We start from the raw sequence: 22,174 nt of genomic DNA, 5'->3' as shown, positions 1-22,174 counted from the left end.
CTTTGTGGCATGAAAAAAGAGCAGCAAGAAATCATTGACAAACTAGGCATAGCCAAACTAAATGAAATGCAGATAGCAACCCAAAAAGCTATCAAAAATCATAATGAGGTAGTGCTGCTCTCTCCTACTGGTTCTGGTAAAACTTTGGCGTTTTTGTTACCGCTAATTGAGAATCTGAACCCAGAATCTCAGGAAATCCAAGCCCTAATTTTAGTACCTTCTAGAGAGTTGGCTATTCAAATAGAACAGGTAACTAGAGAAATGGGCAGCGGTTATAAAATCAATGCCGTTTATGGTGGACGCTCAGGCTCAAAAGACAAAATGGAGTTAAAACACACTCCTGCCATATTAATAGGTACACCAGGCCGAGTAGCCGACCATATTAGAAGAGAAAACATTTCTACTGAGTTTATCAAAACCTTAGTTCTAGACGAATTTGACAAGTCCTTAGAAACCGGTTTTGAAAAGGAAATGAAGGAGATAGTAGAAGCTCTTCCTTTCTTAGATAAGAAAATATTGACATCTGCTACGCAAAAAGCTGAAATACCAGATTTTTTAAGATTGGTAGAACCTAAAGAAATCAATTTCTTAGGTGGAGCTAAAACTAAGCTAAAGCTTCAATTAGTGGTTTCGCCCACTAAAAACAAATTTGAAACGCTAGCTAAGCTTTTGAATCACATAGGCAATGCCAATGGTATTCTCTTTTGCAACCTCAAAGACACCATCAATGGCGTAAGCACTTTCTTGGAAAAAAGAAGAATTAACCACGAGTGCTTTTTTGGTGGTATGGAGCAAATAGACAGAGAAAGAGCTTTAATAAAATTTAGAAATGGTTCTAGCAAACTTTTAGTAGCTACAGATTTAGCAGCCAGAGGAATTGACGTACCTGCATTAGACTATATCATTCATTTTCAGTTGCCACCTAAAGAAGACGAATTTACCCATAGAAACGGACGTACTGCCAGAATGAACAGCGGCGGAACTGCCTATATTTTAAGAGGAAAAGACGAAAAGCTACCAACGTTTATCAAAGGTGTTCCTCTTTTAGAAGTTGACACCGAAGAAAAAGAAGTGGAATTAGATAATTGGACTACGCTTTTCATTTCTGGTGGAAGAAAAGATAAGATTTCTAAAGGTGATATAGCCGGCTTGTTTTTCAAACAAGGAAAACTAGAAAAAGAAGAGCTTGGAAATATAGAATTAAAACAAGATTGTGCTTTTGTAGCCGTACCAGCAGCCAAAGCTCACAAGCTTATAGCTTCTCTAAATAATACAAAACTAAAAACCAAGAAAGTGAGAATAAGCGAGTTAAATTAACTCGCTTATTACCTGTCAAATAAACTGCATCTTAGCCTAAATTATATATAGGACATCGGCCCGTCAATACACCGATACGAATTTAGGATTATCTTTTCCTAAGAAAAACATTTTCACAAAGCGTCTACTTTTCACTTCCTTTAAATCAAAAAATGTGAAAAATGAGTTTTTAAAGATTCTTTCTCCTTTTATAAAAAAAGTACAAAGGTGAAACTAGCAAATCATTAATTTTGTCTTTCTATAAACTTATAACCTTTTCACGAAGGTCGTCGCGATAATACATTAATGAGATTCACTTTAGTTTTAGCTCTTTTAAGCACTTTATCTTTCCAGAGCATTGCCCAGTCACCGCATTTAAATAATCAAAAAGACGAGTACCACCGATTCTACTTTTATGGCGGATGGAACGCTGGTCGTTATTCAAAATCTGACATAACTTTTTCAGGGGTAGATTATAATTTCCTTTTGAAAAATGTGATAGCCAAAGACAGGCAAACACCTTTTAGCGTAGACACCTATTTAAACCCTAAGAACTTCACTATTCCTCAGTATAATTTCAGAATTGGCTATTTCATCAAAAAGAACTGGGATATTTCATTTGGTATAGACCACATGAAGTATGTTATGCAAGCTGACCAAACTGTCAAAATCTCTGGAGAAATAGCTAACTCTAACACACCTTATGATGGCAGTTATGCTGATGCCGACATTAAGTTAACCGAAGACTTTCTGAAATTTGAACATACAGATGGGCTTAATTATGTAAACACGGCAGTAAGACGTTCTCAACAATTGTTAGACTTTAACAAAGTTACTGTCAACGGCGTTTTGGGGGCAGGCGTGGGCGTTTTATATCCAAGAACCAACACTACACTCCTTAGCAGAGAAAGAAACGATGAATTTCACCTTTCTGGCTTTGGCTTAGATGGCTCGGTAGGTCTGAATGTCACCTTCTTTGATGGTTTCTTTATTCAATCTGAGTTGAAAGGCGGTTACATTAACATGCCAGACATTACTACTACCAAGTCTGACTTAGACAAAGCTAGCCAAGACTTTTTCTTTGGACAAGGTAACATCACTTTTGGTGCAATTATCAAAATCAAAAAGTAGTTTGTGACTATGCTCATGTTTTCATGATGCATTAAATGACAGTAGTCATATTGGCTATTCTTTAATAAAAATTGACAAGTTTCTAGACTTGCAAATAACTAAATTTACGTATTGTAATTTCTTAAACGCAATACATGAAAATAGCAGTTTTTAGTACACAATCTTACGACAAAGAATACCTCGACAAATTTAAAGAAGACCTTGACCTCACTTATTTTGAAGCGTCTTTAAATACCTCTACTGTTTCCTTAACCAAAGGCTATGATGTGGTTTGTGCTTTTGTTAATGACAAACTAGATAAGGAGACTATTAACACGCTTGCTAAAAATGGGGTAAAAGCCATAGCCATGCGATGTGCCGGCTATAATAATGTGGATTTGACGGCAGCTGCCGACAATAACATTATTGTGATGCACGTGCCTGTTTATTCACCACACGCCATTGCAGAACATGCTGTTGCTTTAATTTTAACATTAAACCGGAAAACCCACAAAGCTTACAATAGAGTGAGGGAAGGTAATTTCTCTTTGCAAAACCTGACCGGTTTTGACCTCTACAATAAAACTGTGGGCGTGGTTGGCACTGGAGAAATTGGAGCTATATTCTGTAAAATCATGCTTGGTTTTGGCTGCAAGGTTCTAGCCTTTGATATGGTAGAATCTGCGGAACTCAAAACAGCTGGAGTTCAGTTTGAAAGCATGCAAAATATCCTTAAACAGTCTGACATCATTTCTTTGCACTGTCCACTTACTCCTAAAACATTTCACTTATTTGATGAGGAAGCTTTTACCAAAATGAAAAAAGGTGCTATGCTCATTAACACAAGTCGTGGTGGGGTAATTGACACTTCTGCAGCTATTGAGGCTTTAAAAAATAGAACTTTAGGGTATTTAGGCATTGACGTTTACGAACAAGAAGACAAGCTCTTCTTCCACGATTTGTCTGAAAGTGTTATTCAGGATGACCAAATTCAGCGACTTATAAGTTTTCCAAATGTTTTGATCACTTCTCATCAAGGTTTTTTCACCAAAGAAGCCCTGGATCAAATAGCGATTACGACCTTAAGAAACATTACAAACTTTGCTTCTGGAAACTCGATTGAGAATGAGGTAAAATTGAATAAATAATAGTGGATAATATCATCCATTATTATGATTTTATACTTAACTTTGCATAGCAAAAGACAATAATTTAGATGTTTTCGAAATCTTGTGAATACGGTATTAGAGCCTCCATTTATATAGCCGAACAATCTGAGCTAGGCAGAAAAGTGGGACTAAAAGAAGTGGCTAAGGCCATTAATTCGCCTGCAGCGTTTACTTCTAAAATTTTACAACAGCTAACTAGAAGTGATGTACTCATCTCTGAAAAAGGCCCTCATGGTGGTTTTTCTGTACTTGCCAATACACTAGACACAGTTACCTTAAGTCATGTGGTAGCGGCAATAGATGGTGATAAAATCTATACGGGCTGTGGCTTAGGTTTGGAGCAATGCAATGAAAAAAAACCGTGCCCAGTTCATGACCAATTTAAGGGAGTAAGAGATAGACTAAGGGACATGCTAGAGACTACCACACTAAAGTCACTAACCACTGAATTGTCAGAAGGTTTGACATTTTTGAAAAGATAAAAATTTGAATAAATATTGGATATAAACATCCATTACTAATTATGAAAACTACCGAAAAAGATATTCTAGATATATCAGACATTAAAGTTTTGGTGGATACGTTTTACGAAAAAATCAGGCAGGACAGTGCTTTGGGGCCTATTTTCAATGACCGTATAAAAGACAAATGGCCTGAGCACTTAGACAAAATGTATCGCTTCTGGCAAACTGTTTTGCTCAACGAGCACACTTATCATGGAAGTCCTTTTGTACCACATGCAAAGCTGCCTGTAGATAAATCACATTTTAACCAATGGATAAAGCTCTTTTATGAAACCGTGGACGCACTTTATGTAGGCGAAAAAGCCGAAAGAGCTAAATGGCAAGGAGAAAGAATGGCCGAGATGTTTCATTCTAAAATAGAGTATTTCAGAAATAACCCCTCTTTTAAAGTATTATGAGCACCGTCAAAAGTCCTATTACCGTCATGGCCACTTTCCTCTGGATTGGCTTTGTATGTGCCATCAGTTTTTTAGAAGCTTGGCTGAAATTTCAAGCTCCTGGGATTACTCTTTCCTTAGGCTTGGGTATTGGCAGGCTAGTTTTTAACGCTCTAAATAAAGTAGAATGGGTGTTTGCTATAGCCATTTTCATTAATCTAATCATTCAGGCAAAAGAAGGCTTCAAACTACCCTATTTAGTTTTTATTATCCCATTGTTATTACTGCTTATTCAGACTCTTTGGTTACTTCCAGCTTTAGACGCTAGAGCTGAATTGTACATTCAAAATCTTCCAGTTCCACCGTCAAACCTTCACTTTTACTATGTAGGCGTAGAAGCCCTAAAAGTTACTTCACTTGTCTTATTTGGTATTTCACAATTCAAAAAGGAAATAATCTGAAGGCGTAAAAGCAAAGTGTGCTAATAGGAAAACAACCACCCTCTACTTTTTGACAACGTTAAATCAATAGAACTGAATAAATAAAACATTATGTTTATACAGTATAATCTAGAGCTATAGGTGTCTGTCTGTTAATATTCTATAAATATTATTAAATTGCTTTGAAAAAAAATTCCCGATTTAAACCTTTTCAAAACTGACTTATTTACTTGTTTTCTTATTAACTCTGCTTCAAACAAATGCCCAATCAACATCTATAGATCTAGAGAATGTTGAAATTAGCTTTGATGATGCTTCTTGGGCTACCTATCATAGAGACTCGCAAACCATATACCAAGGTGATTTTAGTTTAAGGATACCCCTTCAGCAATATAATCTGGAGCTAAAAAAATATATACTATACCTAGATGAATTGCAGGAGGTAGGCGTGTCTCTTGATTCCATATTTATAGGAAAAACTGGAACATTAATACCACTTAGCTCCAGAAATTTACCCAATGGTTTTTTGATTCATACCATAGGGAATTCCGTTCAAGAGGAAATCTCAATAAGCCCAAATACGCAGTTTATATACTTAAGCTGCACCCATCATATTGAAAAGAAGATAGTATCAAATTTCAAGCTATACTCGCCTCAAAATTGGAACTCGCTCACATTCCAAAACCGTGAAAATAACTTTCTCATACAGGGACTTATAGGTGGGGCACTTATTCTCATTACACTCTATCATTTCTTAATTTATATAATAAGGAGAGACAAGCCCTACATGCACTACGCCGTTTACACGGGTTTAATGTTTTTTGTTCTCTGGAACGAAACAGGCTTAAGCCAGGCAATTCTGTTTACCGACTATCAATTTGCTCATAATTTCATTGAAATGAGCCAGATACTCCCTATGCTCTGCTCCCTATTATATTTCTTATTTATGCGGAGCTTCATTGAGCTAGATAAACTGGTCCCAAGACTTGACACTTTTATAAAATGGTACTTACGCATATCTATTCCTGTAGGTCTACTTTTAGATACAATCTACTTTTTTGACCTTAGAAGAGTCTGGCTAAGTATTGGTCAAGTCTCCATTTTTGGTACGCTAATTTTGGGTTTAGTTTCAGTAGTATTAATATTTAGAAAAAGAAACAAGCTAGTCAATTACTTCCTTATAGGCAGTCTAATACTTTATGTCTTCGTTTTCTCAAACACCATATTATCAATTTTAGAACACAATGATATAATAAGAAACTTACCTTTTGACAGAATGTATCTTACTGAAGCTGGTGTTATGATTGAAATAGTCATATTCTCCTTAGGGCTTGGCTATAGAATGCGTTTACAGCAAAAGGAGAAATTAAGATTACAAGAGTTAGGTACGTTAAAAACAAAATTCTTCACTAATATCTCTCACGAATTCAGAACTCCATTAACACTAATCTCTGGCATGACCGACCAAATAGCCGGACATGCAAAGGAAAAGGAACTCATAAAGAGAAACAGCAATAGTTTACTTAATCTAGTTAACCAATTGCTAGATTTATCTAAGCTAGATACCCACAATATGTCGCTCCAAAATATTCAAGGAGACATCATTCCTTTTTTACAATACCTTACAGAGTCATTTTACTCTATGGCTAATGAGAAAGGGGTTAGGCTTACCTTTTACACGGAGGTTGATTCGCAAATGATGGATTTTGATGAAAACAAACTCCAACAAATAATCTTTAATCTAGTGGGTAATGCTATTAAATTCACTGGAGAAGGAGGCAAGGTAATAGTACATATTACAAGTATTGAAAAAGAGCAGTTACACTTTAAAATAAAAGACAGTGGTGTAGGGATGACATCTACCACTTTAGAGAAAATATTTGACCGATTTTACCAAAGCAATAACGCTATTGACCTAGGCACTGGCATTGGGCTTTCATTAACACATGAACTTATTAACCTAATGGACGGCGAAATATCGGTAAAATCTGAAAAGGGAATTGGTTCGGAGTTTATTGTCCGATTACCTATCAGAAGGAACGCCCCTTTGCAAGATATTCACTTCAAAACAGTATACCACAACAGCCTTAAAGCAGTGGAAAATGAAGAAAATCTAGAGCCCATAGGCGAAAAACCTATACTATTACTGGTAGAAGACAACTATGACATAGTAACTTATATTAAAAGTATATTAGCTAACGAGTATACCATCATAGTTGCCAAAAACGGTGAAGAAGGAGTTTCTATGGCTCAAAACCACATTCCTGACATAGTGGTTTCCGACGTAATGATGCCAAAGTTAAGTGGCTTTGAACTCTGCAATATTCTTAAATCTACTGAAAGCACAGACCATATCCCGATTATTCTGCTTACCGCCAAACATAGCCATGAAGATAAAATCAGTGGCCTTAGCACAGGTGCAGATGCCTACATCACCAAGCCATTTGACAAGAAAGAATTACAACTACAAATAATCAACCTGCTTGAACTTAGAAAGAGAATTCAGCTAGAATCAAACCTTAAAAAAACTGGAACCAATCCAGAAAATGATTTTTTAGCAAAGGTCATAAACTACATATCTGAAAACATAGCGGAACCAAACCTAACAGTCAATAGCCTCAGCTTTTTTCTTGGATTGAGTAAAATGCAGGTAAACAGAAAAATCAAAGCTATAACTGGAGAAACTCCCGCAGCCTATATTTCAAACTATAGACTGACCAAAGCCATAGAGCTATTGGAAGAAAATGAACTGACTGTGTCCGAGGTAGCCTATGCTGTAGGTTATTCAGACCCTAATTACTTCTCAAGAGCTTTCTCTAAGAAATATGGATTTGCCCCAAGCCAGATTAAAGACAAAGACTAGCACAAAAATGTTACTCATAAGTAACTAACTATAAACGAATTAAAATACACAACAACTAAGCCATGTTACTTTTGTCTAGACAATATTAGCTGGGCTGTTACTAAAATGCTAGAATCTTAAGCTATTATGAAGATGGCCTAAAACCTCTTCTCCCATCTTGCTAACTCAAAAAATAGTAAGATATGAAAACACCTAAAATATTAGATCAAGTACCTATTTCAGAGATAAGTCACTTGAAGGCATCTGCCAATTACACCTTGCTTTTTGATAAAGAAAACAATCAGCATATCTCCGCATACTCACTAAAGTACTTTGCTCAACTCTTAGTAAACCAGCCTTTCATTCGCTTAGACAGGTCAACTTTAGTGCGGCACAGTTTCATTAAAAAAGTAGGTGAGGCTAATACTGTTTTGCTTCAAAATAACCAGCTCATAAACCTTCCTAGAAGAAAAATAAAAGTGCTTAATCAAGAGCTTAGTCTTATTGCCTAATGCCATACCTAGCTATTTTATTTATTCCATAGAAGTATCAAACTAAACGCCAGTCAATATGAAAAAATCAATTTACATTATCCTATTACTTTTCACACCTCTCCTGATATATGCCCAAGGGATTTCAATGGGAGGAGGAACCGCTACGGGTACTAACTCTTTTGGATATGGAACCAACACTACCGCTAGCGGAGAAGCATCTATTGCCGGTGGAATTGATTCTGAGGCTACACATACGGCAACCATTGCGATTGGTGCTAATGCAAAATCTTATGCTGACTACGGGATTTCAATAGGAGATAATACCTATGTGGATGCCCTAGGTGGGGTCGCCATAGGAGCGTACTGCTATGCACTAGCAGATCATTCATTATCAATTGGCTTGAATAATGTTATTACAAGTAATGCCTATTATTCAACTACGTTAGGGGCAGGTAATAGAGCGGAGGCCTATGGTTCCCTAGCTTTAGGTGTTGATAACAAAGCCAAAGGGACTTTTAGTGCAGCCTTGGGAACAAAAAATATCGCTCTCTCATACGGTGAGCTGGCACTTGGTACATTCGCTGATACTACGGGTTACTCGGGCTTTAACCCTAACTACTGGGTGGCAGATGACCGCCTTCTTGTACTAGGAAACGGGTACAAAGACGGCCCCACTATAAATAGATCAAATGCACTGGTGATATTAAAGAGTGGAGACGCCTCATTTCAAGGGGGATTAACCATAGGCTCCTTAGAAACCGCCATAGACGCCGATGAAGATACAAAGCTAGTTGTATATGGAGGTACTATTCTTTCTGAAACGGAAGAATTAGAGGAGCAAGTGCTTATTGGAACCAACGTGCGAAATAATGAGGCCAAGTTGATTGTACAAAACGCTGGCTACCCTCATGCTCTTAAAATAAAAGGTAGGCGATCTAGCTCAGGTACGGCCGTTGTGGTAGAAGGAAACACTAGGTTAGAAGGAAACCTAACCATAACAGGTTCTGTAGCCAAAGGCTCGGGTACCTTTAAAATTGACCATCCTTTGGACCCCGAAAACAAGTACCTCTACCACAGTTTTGTGGAAAGCCCAGAGATGATGAATGTTTATAACGGTAATGTCACAACCGATGCCGAGGGCAAAGCCCTCGTTCTACTCCCAGACTATTTTGAAGCCTTAAACATGGACTTTAGATACCAGCTTACTCCTATTGGGCAATTCGCTCAAGTAATTATTGCTGAAGAAGTCACTAAAAACCAGTTCAAAATCAAATCAGACATTCCAAATGTCAAAGTAAGTTGGCAAGTTACTGGAGTTAGAAACGACGCTTATGCTCAATCTAATAGGGTCAAAGTATCGGTAGAAAAACCTGAAAATGAAAAAGGAACCTACATGCACCCTGCTGCTATAGCAACTTTAAAGAATAAAACCTTAAAAAACCTAAGTCATGCTCAAAAATAAAACCATATTATTTCTTTTTGTCCCATTTTTCTTTTGCTCCTTTATTTCTCCCCCACTCATGGAGAATAGCGAAAATTGGAATACACTAAGTATTTACCTTAGACTGGATGGAATTGACGGTGAGTCTCAAGAAGCCAATCACTTAGACTGGATTGAAGTCAGTTCTTACAGTTTTGCTGCACAGAATTCTAGAATAATAAGCAATGCTCAATCTCAATTAGGAAAGGGAAGGGCTGAAACACTAGCTATTACTGCGATGATTGCGGACAAGTCTCTTACTAGTTTAATTAACAAATGCTTAAAGAGTGAACACATAGGGAGCAGCACATTTAATGCAAATGCTGAACTTCATATAGCTAGAGCCAATGGCTCTTCAATGGAAAACCTTGAAGAATCAAAATTTAAGCTAGTGTATGTCACCAATGTAACAATTCAAGGATTTGACCCTGTAAATGGTACCGTAATAGTGAACTTTAATCTAGACTATGGAGCAATAGAAAGAAAAATTATAGAATATGATAATGGAGGAACACCTAGCTTCCAAACCATGCAATGGAGCTATATAAAAAATAACAACTCATTCGATATAAACTAAAATACTATGAAAAAGAATATATTTATTTACATGACTATTCTTGCATTAGCATTGTACTCTTTTCAGAGTTATGCCCAGCAACGGTATTTCATGAAAATTGAAGGTCCAGTATTAAATGGGCAGGCCACTCTACCTGCTCATAGTGATGAATTTGAATTACTGAGTTTCGAATTTGGCGTATCCAATCAAATTAGGGCCATAAATCCGGCAAATACAAGTAGTCCTGGTGGGAAACCTCATTTCACTGGTTTTGCGATAAAGTTAAAACAGACTAAGAATATAGCTGAACTTTACAAGCGTATCCATAGTGACGATAATATTCAAAAAGCCACTATCTCCATTATGAAAAACTTTGCTAGCGGACTTGATGATTATCTAGTACTTACCTTAGAAAATATTCAATTTACCGAAATACGAAACGGTGCTATCGATGGAGAAACCGATATAGTTTTAAGTGCTAACCTTTTTGCTAAAAAAGTTAAAGTGGAGCATTATACCACAAGCAGTAGCAATATGAGACAAACACCTCCTCTTGAAGCTAGTTGGGACATAATTGAAAATAAAAGTTTCTAGCAAATGCATTTGAGGCTTTCCCAAAGGGAATTGTATTTGGTATAAATAACTAAATATGCTCTTGTCTATGTTACCGCTTATACTGTTTAACGAAAAACTAACTGGTCTTGTATTCGCAAGCTCCATGTATTTCACTAAGCACCTGATTGGTATCAACGGCAAGGCCTCAAAGTACAGTACACGTATCAGGGCTTTTTACTTACTAATACAAGTAGCCCCCAGTCCAAAGAAAGCTAATAACTCAAGTCAAAACCTTTAACATTAAAGTAATAACACTTCATAAAATTCATCAAACGCCAGCCATTAGGTTTTCAATAAATTGCGATAATATTCAATATGAAAAAGAAACTAATTCTTCTCCTCAGCCTGATATACAGCCTTTCTCTATCCGCTCAAATTAAATACGTTACACCAAGCGGCTCTGGCTCTAAAGATGGAAGTTCATGGGGAAACGCAAAAGACAGTTCTAGCTTGAAAAGCGTTCTTGATGCATCATCATCTGGAGACACCATTTGGGTAGCGGCAGGCACCTACTGGCCAACCGGTGGCACTAGCAGAAACGAGTATTTTGAAATCAAAGACGGCGTAAAAGTATTCGGTGGCTTTGCAGGTTATGAACTAGTAGGCTATAATTTGGCTTTAAGAGATTTTGGTACCAACCAAACTATTTTGAGTGGAGATATCGGCACCCCAGGTGTTGCCTCCGATAATTCATATCATGTAGTTTATACCCAGAATGTAAGTGCTACTACCGTTTTAGATGGCTTCACTATCCAAGACGGAAATGCCAATAACAATACTTTCCCAGAAGAGCGTGGTGGTGGCTGGTTTAATACTGGTAGACATGTATCTAATAATTCAAGCCCCACTATCAATAATTGTATCTTTAAGAACAACTATGCTCTTAACAAGGGCGGGGCTTTATGTAATGATGGCTACGAAGGTGATGCTAGTCCTATCCTTAGCAATTGCTCCTTCATTAACAATTCCTCAGAAACTAGTACCTCGGGAAAAGGCGGTGCCATATACAATGAGGGACTTGCGGGTAACTCCAACCCATCATTCACCAACTGTCTATTTTATAACAACACGGCCTATCAAGGTGGAGGTGTTTTTAATGATGGAAATGCCCAAAGCCAAGACGGACACTCCAATCCTACATTTTCAAATTGCACCTTCTACAATAATGGCCGCACAAATAGTGATTTTGGAGAAGCCATCTTTAGTGAAAGTGCAGATAATGGCTCTGAGGTAGGCGAATCAATCACTAATTTTAAGAATACAATTCTATGGGGTGAAAACACTTTTTATAAAAGCTTTAGTATCGTTGGCAGTTCAAAAGCAGAACTATACAGCTCGCTTGTGAGAGAAATAGATTGTGCCGCCTTAAACACTGATGGGGTTGCTACATTTCATGGAAGCGGTAACTTATTTGCTCAAAACCCAATATTTGTAGACTCTACCAATGGCAATTTAAGACTACAAAACATAAGCCCAGCTGTAAACATGGGGGACAACAGTCTGGTGAATTGGAAATCCGACATTGTAGAAAAACTTAGAATTAGAGGGGGAACTGTAGATATGGGAGCTTTTGAGAATCAAAACAGCACCACACTCATGTATGTAGACCAAGGCCAAACCACCGGTAATAACAATGGCTCCAGCTGGGCAAATGCCTTCACCAACTTACAAGATGCATTAACATTAGCTATACCAAATGACAGTATTTGGGTGGCCGCTGGCACATATAAGCCTACCACTGGCACGGATAGAACTATTTCCTTCCATATTCCAGATAATGTTAAAATTTATGGTGGTTTGGAAGGTAATGAGGCCATAAACTACAACCTCGCTAATAGGAACTACACAAGCAATGAAACCATCCTAAGTGGAAACATAGGACTATCAGATAGTACGTCAGACAACTCATACCATGTAGTTTACACCATAAATTGCAGTCCTAGCACAGTTATAGATGGTTTTACCATTAAAGGCGGAAATGCTGATGGCAGTTCTATAAACGGCTATGGAGGTGGTTGGTATAATGATGGTTCTTCCGGTTATAATTCTTCACCAAGCCTCATGAATATTGCTTTTTCAGATAATAATGCGAAATACGGTGGTGCAATGTATAATAATGCAAATGGTGATTTTTACTTTATTATATATTATGGCATCTCAAATCCGACTTTGACCAATTGTTCTTTCTCAGAAAACACTGCTAGTTTCAGTGGTGGTGCAATGTTTAATGATGGATATTATGGCACATCAAGTCCGACCTTGACTAATTGTTCTTTCTCAGAAAATACTGCTAATGTCAGTGGTGGTGCAATGTATAATTTTGGAAATTATGGCACCTCAAGTCCGACCTTGACCAATTGTTCTTTCTCAGAAAATGCTGCTAACAACCTTGGTGGTGCAATGTATAGTTATGGAGATCATGGAGATATAAGCTGCATCCTTAGCAACTGTATTTTTGACAGCAATGGTAATGACCATATCGGATATGACGATGGCAATGCGAACACCCAACCTCACTTTATCAATTGTACTTTTACGAGAGCAGATAGCTCCGCAATAAATATAGAACATTGGGATTCAGGAAAAACCCCAATTGATTTTACCAATTGTATTTTTTGGAATAATGAAAAAATTTTAGGGGGGAATGCAGGAACAGACAATGCCCGTTTGAATATTATAAACAGTATTGTAGAAGATGCTGCCTTTGCTACTTCTAATAATAATAATATAAATCAAGACCCACTCTTTTTAAATGCCGCCATAGGCAACTTTAACCTTCAAGCCACCAGTCCGGCCATAAATACGGGCCTTAGCGACTCCGTAAAAGTAGCGACCGACTTGGCAGGAGCACCACGCATAAGAGGAAATGATGTAGATATGGGAGCTTTTGAGTATCAAAATGGCACCACACTCATGTATGTAGACCAAGGCCAAACCACAGGTAATAACAATGGCTCCAGCTGGGCACATGCCTTCACCGACTTACAAGATGCATTAACATTGGCGACACCAAATGACAGTATTTGGGTGGCCAAAGGTACCTACAAACCAACTTCAAGCAGTGATAGAACCATTACCTTCCAAATACCCGACAGTGTAAAAGTTTATGGAGGTTTTAAAGGAAATGAATTAAAAACAACTAATCTTACGCTAAGAAACTTTAAAGAACATGAAACCATTCTTAGTGGAGACATAGGACTATCAGATAGTACGTCAGACAATTCATTCAATATTGTGCTTCTAGAGAATGTTTCTGAGCAAACTGTCATTGATGGATTCACCATAGCGGAAGCTTACGATAATTCATATCAAATCCGCTCAGGAGGCCTTACTATAGTGGCTGAAGGCCTTGGAACAGCCTCTAAACCAATAGTGACTAACTGTCATATCACAAAAAACGAAACCGACATAGGAGCCGGTATTACTATTCTAGGTTATGCCCACGCTGAAGCTAGTCCAGCTATTAGCCACTGTGTGCTAGATAGCAATAAAGCAACTTTAATTGGTGGTGGCTTATATGCCAAAGCTTTTGAAAACGGGATAAGTCACTTATCTATTTCAAATTCCACATTCAATGATAATAATGCAAATGACAGAGGAGCTGGTTTATTCCTTTCTTCACGTTTGGCTTCAACATCTTCTTTTAACTTGTCTAATAGTTTTATTCAGGGTAACAAAGCTAATTCATATGGCGGTGGAGTTTATATATCAGCTTATGATGCTAAATTTAACCCAGCGTTTAGAAACTGCGTCATTACTGGTAATTATGCATACTCCAAAGGAGCTGCTATCTTTCTAGATGCCACTAAATCATATGAAGATGACCCCGAAGCTAAGCTTGAGTTAATAAATTGCACTATTGCCATAAACGCTGCGGATCCGCTCGCAACGAATTCTTCATCTGGTATAGATATTAGCGTTGGTGAAGGTGTGGACGCCCAACCAACCATAACAAATACAATTATCTACGAAAATGGCACTTCCGCTAATGACAATTTCAAGATTTCATATGGCCAAAGTCCATCTATTACCTACAGTTATATTACAGGACTAACCGTGGCGGGCACTGCCGACAGTAATATTTCATATCAAAACAACCCTTATATACAATTTGTAGATCAATCTATCACCGCTCCTTCTTCAAAAGGTAATTTTGCAATCACTGGCTGTGAAGCTACTTGGGGAGCTAATACCTTTAATAAAGGAGACAATACGGCGGCGGGCTCATTCGACATCCGAAATAAAGCTAGAATATTTAATTCGAGAGTAGACCTGGGAGCCTATGAATACAATGGAGAAGGCCTTCTCTCTCATGATGACATTCAATACTTTGATTCCTTCGAAAAACTTCAGGTAAACAGTATCCAGCATGCACCTAATGACTCACATCTTAGTGCTACCAAATCAATTGAGCTATTGCCCGGTTTTGAAGCTGAACAAGGTGCCATCTTTAAGGCTGAAATTAATTCGGAAATGTGTATTCCCTAATAGGATGAAGAGCTATGCATGTCCTATTCGCATTCTTAGTTCATGTTGACCAAAATCAAAAGAGCGTTCATACTAAATAAACCACTATGGACTGAAAGTCCATAGTTTTGAGTCCAGACTGAAAGTCTGCCTATTCGACGATAAAATTAGTATTATTACTCTCATTTGGATTTCTATGATGATCCAAATACTCGTTAACCATTTCATCGGTAATATTTCCAGTACTCCAACAACCAAAGCCTATTGCCCAGAAATGGCGACCCCAGTAACGCTTCTTCAATTCAGGAAACTCCATTTGCAACTTCCTCGATGAACGTCCTTTTAGCAGTTTAACCAATTGACTTATCGACTGAGAGGGACGGTATTCCAGGTGCATGTGTACATGATCTTTTGAAACGACTCCCTTCAATATTTGAACTCCTTCTGCCTCACAAATCTGTATCAACAAGGTACGACAACGAAGCTTGATATCCCCACTTAGAACTGCATGGCGATATTTTGTTGACCACACTATGTGAACTGTAAGTCTGGAAATACTATGCCCGTTTGATCTTTGAAAATCCATATACCAAAATAGCACATTTTTAGAAGCTGAAAGCGAAATGCAATAAATTGCATAGTTTTAACTATTTCTGAGACCAATAAAACAGTTTCAATTTTGAATGATATATTAAGCAATAACGTTATCAGTTCAGAAAAAACCATATTTAAATGAAAAAGCTCCTTATACTAATATTTACTGCGGTATTATCTTTTAATCTTCAGGCTCAAAGCATTGATAAAACTAAGTCTATTGTCAATTTCAAAATTGGCAACATGAAAATAAGCTCTGTAAAGGGGACATTTTCAAACATGAGCGGAAGCATAAAGTTTGATGAAAGCAACTTGAAAAACTCAAGTTTTGATGTTTGTGTAGACGCCTCTACAGTAAACACAAAAAACAAAAACAGAGACAAAACCCTTACAGAAGCAGGATTCTTTGATGTAGAAAATTATCCTAAAATATGTTTCGTGTCAAATGACATCTACAAAACTCCCGAAGGCTATGAAACAAAAGGTAAACTAAGTATGCACGGAGTCACAAAAGATGAAACAATTAGCTTCACCTATACAAACAATCACTTTAATGGCAAACTGGAAGTAAGCAGAGAAGCCTATAAAATTGGTGACAGCATGGGTAACTTCCTTATCAGCGATACTGCCAAATTAGAGATTGATTGCTTTGTGAAATAGGGTTTTACTTTTTGAAAGATTAAATGTAAGTTTATCTAACAAAACAACTCAAACCCATGAAAAGTAAAACATACAGCAACAACGAGGTCACCATACTTTGGCAAGCAGATAAATGTACACACGCAGGTGTTTGCGTTAAAACATTACCTAATGTTTATGACCCAAAAGCCAGACCTTGGATTAAACCAGAGAATGCTTCAGGTGAAGAACTGATAGCTCAAGTTTCTAAATGTCCATCAGGTGCTTTAAGTATTGTCAATGAGTAATGACATTGAAATAATACGAACCGACACCAGCGAACGTAAAGGAGTTTTCACAGCTTATCTTAATGGATTACCTGCTGGCGAAATGACCTACACTTGGGCAGGCACCCAGAAATTTATCATAGACCACACAGGCGTAAATGATGGCTTTAATGGCAGAGGGATAGGCAAAGAACTAGTAAAAGCTGGCGTAGCTTTTGCCAGAAAGGAAAAAGTCAAAATAATGCCCCTTTGCCCGTTCGCTAAAAGCTACTTCGACAAGCACACGGACATTCATGATGTGCTTTATAAGGTTGGGGGCTAAAACGACACACAAATCTGCTTTAAAGGCTTTTCTAAATATGTCATTTTTTTGAACTAATGTCATCTTAAAAAGGAGGTGTTATTAAACCTCCATTTAAAGGAACTAATCAGCTAAAACTTCATTTTATACTTATATAAAAACAGGCTTTTCTAAGCCTCCAGTCATTACAAAAATCAACAGAAAATGGATTTAAGAATAAAAGACAAAATAGCATTCATTAGTGGTTCTACAGCTGGTATTGGATATGCTATTGCCGCTAGATTACTAAAAGAAGGTGCCCATGTTATTATTAACGGAAGGTCAGAAGAGAGCATTAACAAGGCGATTGCTTCATTAAAAAGCAATAACCCTAATGCGGTTGTTTCTGGCATAGCAGCTGACTTTTCAAAAGTAGAAGAAGTTAATAATTTGATAACTCAGCTACCAAATATTGACATATTGATAAACAATGCTGGCATTTTTGAGCCGAAGGCTTTTACTGATATTCCGGACGAAGATTGGTATAGACTTTTTGAGGTCAATGTCATGAGCGGCATCAGACTTTCTCGCCATGTTTCCCCTAAAATGTTAGAAAAAAACTGGGGAAGAATCATTTTTATCTCTAGCGAATCCGCCGTGTTTATTCCTAACGAAATGATTCATTACGGTATGACTAAAACAGCACAGTTGGCCGTTAGCCGTGGATTAGCGGAATTGACCAAAGGAACAAAAGTAACGGTCAATTCTATTTTACCAGGCCCTACCAAGTCTAAAGGCGTTGAAGAGTTTTTAGAAAAACTAGCTGCGGAGAGTAATACTTCTGTAAACGAGGTAGAAGAAGGCTTCTTCAAAAAAGACCGTCCTACTTCACTTATCCAGCGTTTTGCGGCTGTAGAAGAAGTAGCCGATACCGTAGCCTATTATGTAAGTGACTTGGCTTCTGCTACCAATGGTGCTGCCATAAGAGTAGAAGGTGGTTTAGTGAAGTCAGTTATTTGATGTGTGTTCAATGCAAATCTAAAGAGATAATTGACAGCATTTCAGTCAAAACATTTGTCACAATTTTGGCTTTAAACGGCCAAAATTCCGCCAAATAATACAGCCTTACCTCTTTTCAAGGTTTTCTGTTCATTTTATACCCCGCTAGGGTATAGATTATTTCGAGATTACTTTGCTCAATCTCAATCAGACCATGGAGTTTCAACCCTCCATGGTCTAATTTTTATACCTCAAAAACCACTTCTTCATAAGGCAATCTAAGCCTTTCATTAGTTACTCCTTCTGGCAGTCCTTTGCCGCAGGCTACTATTATACTTACGTCCGCCGACTTTGGTAAATTCAATATTTTGCGAACCCAAACCGAGTCAAAGCCCTCCATGGGGCAGGTGTCATAATCTTGGTCTTTCATGGCTAGCATAAAGGTTTGGGCGGCTATCGCCAACGATTTATTAGAAACCACTTTGCTGTCGTTCCTTCTAGTGAAACGCATCATTGGTTTGCCATTTACCACTCGCCAAGCTAAAACCAGTTGTCTAATAATAGAATTAAGTGGCCAAAGCGAATTGTCATAGAAGAGTTTCATCATGCTTTCGTAATAATGAATTCCTCTTTTTTCTCGCTTGCTCAGCTCTGTCCGCTCCCCTATTTTGTTCTTAATCTGCTGTGCGTTCCAGTTGGCTCGCCGTTTCCATAGGTCTTGCCTACTCACAAAAACTACCATCTCAGAAGCTGTTCGTGCGGCTCCCTGATTGAGGCAGGCATCTGAAAGGAGTTTTAATTTATCCTCCGATTTCACTCTGTAAAACTCCCACGTTTGCAAATTTGAAGAGTTTGGAGAAAGCAGAGCTAAACGCAATGCTTTTTCCACCGTTTCATGCTTAAACGCATGTTCCGTGTCAAATTTCCTGGTAGACCTGCGTGCCTCTACTATTTCCTTAAAAGTCATTTTGTTTATTATCATTTTAGAGATTCTCCTCTATAAAACTCACCACTTTATCCATAAACTCCTTACTTGAAAAATCGGCTCCACCATGCCCCATATTTCCTAGAATCTCAAATTCAATTGGTACACCAGCTTCTTTTAATTTGAGCCAAAGTTCTATCGACTGATTTATGGGTACTTGATTATCTTGGTTTCCGTGAGCTATAAAAAGAGGTGGGTCAGTGGCATCTACATGAAAAACGGGACTCGCAAGTTCCGCCATTTTTGGAGCCATTTCTACGGGCATTCCAAACATGGTGGCCAAAGCGGGTGCTCTCACTCCCACCCCGTGCGGTGTAGACTGTGCTAAAATGGTTTTGAAATTGGTTGGACCAAAGAAATCTAAAGTAAGATTGACATCAGAACTTTCATTTAAATAATTGCCAATATTTCCTTCCAAGCTTTCATTTCCGTTAGTCAAACCTGTTAAAGCTACCAAATGCCCACCTGCCGACGAACCCCAAATAATGATTTCCTCTTTCTGATAGCCGTATTTTCCAGTATTGCCACGCAAAAACCTGATAGCCGCTTTAATGTCAAATAGCATGGCAGGAAAACGAGCTTCGGTACTTAAACGATAATCAATACTGGCCAAGGCGTATCCTCTTTTCAGTAAGTCTAAAGGAGGATTTTCTTTACTGCCTGAATGCCACGCTCCACCATGTACCCAAACCACCAAAATAGGCTTATCTGTACCTTTTGGCATATAAATATCCATTTTTAGCTCTCGCTCAGCTGTTAAGCCATAAGTGATGTTTGTATAGTTTTGGGCAAAGCCCTGTATTATAAAGCAAGAAAATAAAAGAGCTAATAAGTATCTTTTCATTCAGATTGAATTTGGATACTCAAATTAGATTTAATACTTAGAAAGAACAACCTTAATGTAAAATTGATTAGCTAGTCAAGAATTTGATTGAGCTCGCTCCAAAGTGCATTTTGAAAGGTAAGACCAATTTGACCTCCCGGTGAATCCCCCATTCTCACCACCACTAAATTTTGAGATGGCACTACATTCAATAACTGACCATTTAAACCCATTGCCGCTACCATATCACTCGGAGCATTTGGACTTAGCATGCTCTTAAAAACCGTTTGTAAACCTGGCACCATACCCGTTCTCCTTTCCATTTAGCCACCATAAATACCCGTAAGCTTCATTAAGATTCTGAGAAGTATTGACCATTTCATTAAAGAAGGTTTTATCTGCCATGATAACTTCCTCTCCCCAGTCTCCTTTATTTAGTACCAATAAGCCAAACCTTGCAAAAGAGCGTGCATCAGAAAAATATACGTGGTCATTGTCAACAAATCGCCACACACCATTCATGCCTATTTTATCTCTTAGGTTTTCTTCAAAATAAGTTTCAAAGTTTTTACCACTGGCACTCGCCAAAACATCATGCAGCAAAGTATAAGGGCCATTATGATAATCCCATCGCTGGCCAGCATCCGCTTTGTATTGTAAGCAAGATGGCTCAAAACAGTGTGAATCGGCCACATCTATATCCAAGCCTGCCGTCATACTTAATTGATGTTTGACCGTAATTAGGTCTTCCTTTTCTTTTGTGAGCGTGGTCCAGTTCTCCCCCAAATAATCAGAGGTTTTATCATTAATATTCAATAAACCTTGTTCTTGGGCCAAGCCAACCGTAAAAGCTGTCAATGATTTCCCAGCAGATGCCCAATACCAAAGACTCTCTTGCTGAAAATATGAGCCATTTAATATGTCTTTCCCGAAATACTCTTCTACTACTATTTTGCCATCCTTTAAAATCAGAAAGGCTCTAGTATCATTCGTTTCCAAAAAGGATTTCAAATCGATTAACTCCTTGTCTGTAATGCCCAAAGTTGATTTATCTTGCGTTTCCCATGCTGTGCTTGATGGAAAATAAAGACTGCCGTCCAATGTAGTTTCAGGAACAGCGTCATCAGACTTACAAGCAAACATAAATATTAAAAGAAGAGCCGTAAAGAGTGTTTTCATGCGTCAATATAAGTTTTGGAAACAAAGTCAATTTCCTCGCCAAAATAACGCCAAACGCTTTTAAATTAGTATCACATTTCTTTCAATCGTTTTAAGATTCACAGCAATTTTCCATTCCGCAGTCTTCATTTTCGTATTCCATCTCAATGGTTACATGTTCTACATCCATGTGTTGAAGCTCATGCCTTATTGCTTTTTTAAGTACAGCACGGTTGGTGTTTTCTTTTACCACGGCATGTACGGTCATCACATTAAACTCTCCATCTATAGACCAAACATGTACATCATGAATATTCAACACCCCTTCAATAGTCTTGAGCTTTGGCTTAATATCATCTATATCAAAATTTTCTGGTGCACCTTGTAAAATCACTCTAAAAACGCCTTTCAAGTTTCCATAAACGTTATAAAGGACATAGCCCGTAATACCAACAGATAACAGTGGGTCAATGATTTCCCATTTGAAAAAGTACATCAAAACAGCTCCTATCAATACAGCCACCCAGCCTAACACATCTTCCATCAGGTGCAGCATAACCGCTCTTTCGTTTAGCGAGGTACCTTTTTTCAATTTGAAAACAGCTGCTCCGTTAACTATCACACCAAAAATGGCAAGAATTATCATTCCCTGAGCATTTGAGGATTCAGGATTCATTAGCCTTGGAATGGCCTCTGTCAACATAAAAACAGAACCAATTACGAGAACAATTGAGTTTACTAAAGCACCTACTAATGAAAAACGCTTGTAGCCATACGTATAAGTTTTATCTCTTCCCTGATTAGATTTCTTCTGAAAATACCAAGCTAATCCTAAAGAAAGGCTATCGCCCAAATCGTGTAATGCATCAGAAAGAATAGCAACCGAATTTGTGAATACTCCGCCTATAATTTCAATGATGGTAAACGATAAGTTCAGCCAAAATGCTGTTGATATATTTTCGGTGCCATGTGAATGGCTATGCGAATGTCCGTGATGGTGGTGATGTCCTGACATGATGTTTTTGTTTGATATCTGATACTGGGTGTTCGATGTTTAGTG

The 22,174-nt window shown here is 37.9% G+C and carries 22 protein-coding genes; 16 read left to right on the top strand and 6 right to left on the bottom strand.

The genetic code is table 11. The features are described from left to right. Nucleotides 1–9 precede the first annotated feature (9 nt). The 12 genes from AC0L6O_RS08595 to AC0L6O_RS08540 all read left to right on the top strand — a co-directional run bounded on the left by AC0L6O_RS08595 (nt 10) and on the right by AC0L6O_RS08540 (nt 15,391). Nucleotides 10–1,317, top strand: coding sequence for a DEAD/DEAH box helicase (locus AC0L6O_RS08595; protein WP_473307834.1), 1,308 nt, complete (start codon nt 10–12; stop codon nt 1,315–1,317). Nucleotides 1,318–1,602: 285 nt separating this feature from the next. Continuing rightward, a complete protein-coding gene (locus AC0L6O_RS08590; RefSeq protein WP_473307832.1) occupies nt 1,603–2,427 on the top strand; it encodes a hypothetical protein in 825 nt (274 codons plus the stop codon). Nucleotides 2,428–2,561: 134 nt separating this feature from the next. Beyond that, entirely contained in the window at nt 2,562–3,554 is a 993-nt protein-coding gene (locus tag AC0L6O_RS08585) for a 2-hydroxyacid dehydrogenase (RefSeq protein ID WP_473307830.1), read from the top strand. Between the two features lie 68 nt (nt 3,555–3,622). After that, nucleotides 3,623–4,057, top strand: coding sequence for an RrF2 family transcriptional regulator (locus AC0L6O_RS08580; RefSeq protein ID WP_473307828.1), 435 nt, complete (start codon nt 3,623–3,625; stop codon nt 4,055–4,057). 41 nt (nt 4,058–4,098) lie between these two features. Continuing rightward, a complete protein-coding gene (locus tag AC0L6O_RS08575) occupies nt 4,099–4,497 on the top strand; it encodes a group III truncated hemoglobin (RefSeq protein WP_473307826.1) in 399 nt (132 codons plus the stop codon). Further along, on the top strand, nt 4,494–4,937 hold the full coding sequence (locus AC0L6O_RS08570) for a hypothetical protein (protein WP_473307824.1): 444 nt from the start codon (nt 4,494–4,496) through the stop codon (nt 4,935–4,937). Before AC0L6O_RS08575 ends, AC0L6O_RS08570 begins: the two co-directional genes overlap by 4 nt. A 412-nt stretch (nt 4,938–5,349) precedes the next feature. Next, a complete protein-coding gene (locus AC0L6O_RS08565) occupies nt 5,350–7,779 on the top strand; it encodes an ATP-binding protein (protein WP_473307822.1) in 2,430 nt (809 codons plus the stop codon). A gap of 182 nt (nt 7,780–7,961) precedes the next feature. Beyond that, the gene (locus AC0L6O_RS08560) at nt 7,962–8,270 is read left to right on the top strand and encodes a LytTR family transcriptional regulator DNA-binding domain-containing protein (RefSeq protein WP_473307820.1); all 309 of its coding nucleotides are present in this window, start codon (nt 7,962–7,964) and stop codon (nt 8,268–8,270) included. A gap of 58 nt (nt 8,271–8,328) precedes the next feature. Then, nucleotides 8,329–9,714: a hypothetical protein gene (locus AC0L6O_RS08555; protein ID WP_473307818.1), complete on the top strand. Its 1,386-nt coding sequence runs from the start codon at nt 8,329–8,331 to the stop codon at nt 9,712–9,714. Then, a complete protein-coding gene (locus AC0L6O_RS08550; protein ID WP_473307816.1) occupies nt 9,701–10,309 on the top strand; it encodes a type VI secretion system tube protein Hcp in 609 nt (202 codons plus the stop codon). The genes AC0L6O_RS08555 and AC0L6O_RS08550 overlap by 14 nt, the downstream gene beginning before the upstream one ends. Nucleotides 10,310–10,315: 6 nt before the next feature. After that, nucleotides 10,316–10,882 carry a type VI secretion system tube protein Hcp gene (locus AC0L6O_RS08545; RefSeq protein ID WP_473307815.1) on the top strand — a complete coding sequence of 189 codons (567 nt, stop codon included), beginning with the start codon at nt 10,316–10,318 and terminating at the stop codon, nt 10,880–10,882. A 336-nt stretch (nt 10,883–11,218) separates the two neighbouring features. After that, nucleotides 11,219–15,391 carry a choice-of-anchor Q domain-containing protein gene (locus tag AC0L6O_RS08540; RefSeq protein ID WP_473307813.1) on the top strand — a complete coding sequence of 1,391 codons (4,173 nt, stop codon included), beginning with the start codon at nt 11,219–11,221 and terminating at the stop codon, nt 15,389–15,391. A gap of 130 nt (nt 15,392–15,521) precedes the next feature. Here AC0L6O_RS08540 and tnpA read toward each other — a convergent pair whose 3' ends face one another. Further along, on the bottom strand, nt 15,522–15,956 hold the full coding sequence (tnpA, locus tag AC0L6O_RS08535) for an IS200/IS605 family transposase (RefSeq protein ID WP_473303403.1): 435 nt from the start codon (nt 15,954–15,956) through the stop codon (nt 15,522–15,524). A 146-nt stretch (nt 15,957–16,102) separates the two neighbouring features. On the opposite strand from tnpA, the gene AC0L6O_RS08530 reads away from it, so the two are divergent. The 4 genes from AC0L6O_RS08530 to AC0L6O_RS08515 all read left to right on the top strand — a co-directional run bounded on the left by AC0L6O_RS08530 (nt 16,103) and on the right by AC0L6O_RS08515 (nt 18,169). Next, nucleotides 16,103–16,624: a YceI family protein gene (locus tag AC0L6O_RS08530; RefSeq protein ID WP_473307812.1), complete on the top strand. Its 522-nt coding sequence runs from the start codon at nt 16,103–16,105 to the stop codon at nt 16,622–16,624. Nucleotides 16,625–16,680: 56 nt separating this feature from the next. Beyond that, nucleotides 16,681–16,890, top strand: coding sequence for a (4Fe-4S)-binding protein (locus AC0L6O_RS08525; protein ID WP_473307810.1), 210 nt, complete (start codon nt 16,681–16,683; stop codon nt 16,888–16,890). Next, nucleotides 16,883–17,191: a GNAT family N-acetyltransferase gene (locus tag AC0L6O_RS08520; protein WP_473307809.1), complete on the top strand. Its 309-nt coding sequence runs from the start codon at nt 16,883–16,885 to the stop codon at nt 17,189–17,191. The genes AC0L6O_RS08525 and AC0L6O_RS08520 overlap by 8 nt, the downstream gene beginning before the upstream one ends. 183 nt (nt 17,192–17,374) lie before the next feature. Then, nucleotides 17,375–18,169: an SDR family NAD(P)-dependent oxidoreductase gene (locus tag AC0L6O_RS08515; RefSeq protein ID WP_473307807.1), complete on the top strand. Its 795-nt coding sequence runs from the start codon at nt 17,375–17,377 to the stop codon at nt 18,167–18,169. A gap of 223 nt (nt 18,170–18,392) precedes the next feature. Here the strand turns inward: AC0L6O_RS08515 and AC0L6O_RS08510 are convergent, their stop codons facing one another. The 5 genes from AC0L6O_RS08510 to AC0L6O_RS08490 all read right to left on the bottom strand — a co-directional run bounded on the left by AC0L6O_RS08510 (nt 18,393) and on the right by AC0L6O_RS08490 (nt 22,129). Beyond that, the gene (locus AC0L6O_RS08510) at nt 18,393–19,130 is read right to left on the bottom strand and encodes a nitroreductase family protein (protein ID WP_473307805.1); all 738 of its coding nucleotides are present in this window, start codon (nt 19,128–19,130) and stop codon (nt 18,393–18,395) included. A 1-nt stretch (nt 19,131) separates the two neighbouring features. Further along, complete coding sequence (locus tag AC0L6O_RS08505; RefSeq protein ID WP_473307804.1) at nt 19,132–19,977, bottom strand: alpha/beta hydrolase fold domain-containing protein; 846 nt, start codon at nt 19,975–19,977, stop codon at nt 19,132–19,134. A 71-nt stretch (nt 19,978–20,048) separates the two neighbouring features. Next, on the bottom strand, nt 20,049–20,228 hold the full coding sequence (locus AC0L6O_RS08500; RefSeq protein WP_473307802.1) for a hypothetical protein: 180 nt from the start codon (nt 20,226–20,228) through the stop codon (nt 20,049–20,051). 4 nt (nt 20,229–20,232) lie between these two features. Next, the gene (locus AC0L6O_RS08495; protein ID WP_473307801.1) at nt 20,233–21,135 is read right to left on the bottom strand and encodes a serine hydrolase domain-containing protein; all 903 of its coding nucleotides are present in this window, start codon (nt 21,133–21,135) and stop codon (nt 20,233–20,235) included. A gap of 91 nt (nt 21,136–21,226) precedes the next feature. After that, nucleotides 21,227–22,129: a cation diffusion facilitator family transporter gene (locus tag AC0L6O_RS08490; protein WP_473307799.1), complete on the bottom strand. Its 903-nt coding sequence runs from the start codon at nt 22,127–22,129 to the stop codon at nt 21,227–21,229. Nucleotides 22,130–22,174 lie beyond the last annotated feature (45 nt).

The organism is Arcticibacterium sp. GJ41-1, from assembly GCF_055808875.1.
The sequence above is the reverse complement of the archived record's forward strand: the minus strand, read 5'-3'. Positions and strand labels throughout refer to the sequence as shown.